Annotated in this window: 3 protein-coding genes; 2 read left to right on the forward strand and 1 reads right to left on the reverse strand. The window is 55.4% G+C overall.

All coding sequences use genetic code 11. The features are described 5' to 3' along the window. Both CJ255_RS21580 and CJ255_RS21585 read left to right on the forward strand, forming a co-directional pair. The coding region (locus CJ255_RS21580; protein WP_245863656.1) for an inositol monophosphatase family protein at positions 1-917 on the forward strand (917 nt) is incomplete at its 5' end. Between the two features lie 174 nt (positions 918-1,091). After that, positions 1,092-1,727 (forward strand): translin family protein, encoded by a 636-nt coding sequence (locus tag CJ255_RS21585; protein WP_097646139.1) that lies wholly within the window; start codon positions 1,092-1,094, stop codon positions 1,725-1,727. Here CJ255_RS21585 and CJ255_RS21590 read toward each other — a convergent pair. Then, positions 1,720-2,145, reverse strand: coding sequence for a hypothetical protein (locus tag CJ255_RS21590; RefSeq protein ID WP_097646140.1), 426 nt, complete (start codon positions 2,143-2,145; stop codon positions 1,720-1,722). The genes CJ255_RS21585 and CJ255_RS21590 overlap by 8 nt on opposite strands. Between the last annotated feature and the right edge of the window lie 712 nt (positions 2,146-2,857).

Below are 2,857 nucleotides of genomic sequence, written 5' to 3' on the forward strand. Positions count from 1 at the left end.
TTACCCTTGAACATGCCGCATTATCAAGAACGCTAAAGCCCATTGGAACGCCATGTTCGGCAATCTGCAATCTGCAATCTACAATCGTAAATGGTATTATACCAAAACGGGAGTGCGGCCCGCGCTCCCATAGAACAAGGAGTCACCCGTTGAGCGTGATCGCCATTGACGAAGTTCGTACATGGGCGGCAGAGGCCGGGCATGTAGCACGGAGCTATTTTAACCGCGTGGCACCTGAGCGCAAAGCCGACCGTAGCCCGGTCACTCAGGCCGATCGAGAGATTGAGATTATGCTGCGGGAGCGGATTGCCGCCCGCTACCCCGATCACGACATCATCGGTGAAGAGCAGGGCGGGATCAGCACCGACCACGAGTTTGTCTGGTGTCTTGATCCAATTGATGGTACAGCCGCCTTCATTGCTGGCCTCCCGACGTGGGGTGTCTCGATTGGCATCTTGCGCTACGGCCAACCCTACTTAGGCGTTATTTTCCTACCATTGATCGAAGATTGCTACTGGGCCTATGCTGCAGGACAAGCCTTTCGCAACGATGAACCCATTCATGTCAGCACCGTCGAACGGATTGATAGTCAAGACTGGATGGCGGTCTCGTCGTATGCTCACCGGCAGTTCAAGCTGGACTTTCCGGGCAAAATACGCAGTCTCAGCAGTGTTGCCGCCGACTGCTGCTACGTTGCACGGGGTAGCGCAGTTGGGGCCATGATCGGACGAGCCAACCTCTGGGATCTGGCCGCAGGGCTCAGTTTGCTCCAGGCCGCTGGTGCTGTCACCATTGGCTTGAGCGGTGCGCCGCTTGAAGTGCCACCCCTAGTGACCCAATCCAAACTGAGTGAACCCATTATCATTGGGCCGCCGCACCTGATTCCTAAGCTACGCAGTTATATTTCGCGGCGCTAACACATGTAGATTGCAGATTGCAGATTGTAGATTGCCGAACATGGCGTTCCAATGGGCTTTCGCGTGCTTGATAATGCGGCATGCTCAAAGCTAATTGGTATTACTTGTTTGTGCGTGTTGGCGGCTTCGCCGCCAACACGCACAAACAAGATTCTTCGGGGGAAAGGAGCCACTATGAAGATCGAAGAGCTAGTTGCCGCGTGCATGGCACAGATCGAAACGAGCCATAGTGCCCGCGAGCAGGCGCTGAGCGCTTCGCGGGCCTTGATTCGCCAGTGTGCCAACACTATTCGGGCGGCGCACCGTGGTGAATTTGACGAAGCCGAACGTCTCTTGGGCGAAGCGGCAGTCTTTGTCGCCCAGATTGACAGCGCAACGGCTGGAAAGCCCGATATTCGTTTTGCGGGCTATAGCCAAGACGCCCTCAAGGAGTTTGTCGAGGCCCATGTGGTGCTGGCCTTCCTCGCCGGGCGCGAAGCGCCCTCGGCGGCAAGCCTGGGGGTTGAAGGGCCAGCCTACCTCAATGGGCTGGCCGAGGCGGCCAGTGAGTTGCGGCGGGCCATTCTTGATGGCCTGCGCCGGGGCGAAGTGGAACGGGGCGAAGCGCTGCTCCAGATCATGGACGAGGTCTACAGCGCCCTGATTACCGTAGACTACCCCGAAGCGGTCACAGGGGGGCTGCGGCGTACCACCGACGCGCTCCGTGCAGTACTTGAACGGACGCGGGGCGACATGACCGCAGCCTTGCGCCAGGATCAACTCACAACGGCGATGCGCGAACTAGAGCAGCGCCTATCATCACTCAGTTGAGGTGACTTTTATGATAGGCCTGATCAACGGCGTCCAAAAAGTGGCGCTCCAGCTCATAGGTCAATTCCAGTTCCGCCGGAGTTAAGTTCAGCCGACGCGCCTCCTCAAAGAACCAGCGCACCATCGTACTCTGGTGTTGGTAGGTCACCCCACTGCGTGGCAGCACCCCAGCAGCCCATGAGAGTTCATTGTCAGCAATGGAAGGCAATTCAAAGAGCAGGACGGTGCGTACCAATTCATTGAGCCGCTCCACCGCCACCTGAGCCAGACGGTCGGCAGGCGAATAGTTCTCTTCAATCCGCAACGCCTGGGTCAACTCGGGATAGGCTTGCAGAAGACGTGCCGAGACATGCTTACAGAGCGGTTTGTGCATCTGGCTAAGCTGATCCGCCAGACGGCTGGCCGTGGTTGTGTCCATTGGATGCTCCTCACATATGCGGTAAAGCTGCAAGTGTGTTGTTGAAAGATCCATGGGAAGGATACAGAAAGTAGAAAGTAGAACTTAGAAAGTAGAAAGTAGGTTTGCAGCATCAGGATGCGCTGAATACCTCCAGACTGTAAAGTACTCTAAAACCTTCCCCTATGGATTATACCAATTACCCTTGAACATGCCGCATGATCAAGCACGCGAAAGCCCATTGGGACGCCATGTTCGGCAATCTGCAATCTGCAATCTACAATCGTAAATGGATCATACCAATTACCCTTGAACATGCCGCATCATCAAGCACGCGAAAGCCCATTGGGACGCCATGTTCGGCAATCTGCAATCTGCAATCTACAATCGTAAATGGTATTATAGCACCTTCATGGCCCCTATGTCAGCAAGTTTCCGTCGAAGGCCAAACGATAACGTTGCTCCCAAGCATACCCTAGGAGTCTGCGCCTCCAAGATGTCTTTAGGGAAGCAGAAATTGTTAGGCACCCCAGCAGCCTGTCATGCTGAATAGCACATATTCGCAGGCATCGTAGTGCCGACGTTAGTCGGCTGAGGTCTTTGGCAGCGATGGGAGCCGACTAACGTCGGCACTACCTACGGCGCAAACAGGAATGTTCCTACGAACCTTTGCTCAGGGTGGCCAAGCAACGGGGCAATCAACAACATCCGCTTCCCTTACTAGTCTCACCAG

The sequence above is a fragment of the Candidatus Viridilinea mediisalina genome (assembly GCF_002532535.1).
Lineage (GTDB): Bacteria > Chloroflexota > Chloroflexia > Chloroflexales > Chloroflexaceae > Viridilinea > Viridilinea mediisalina.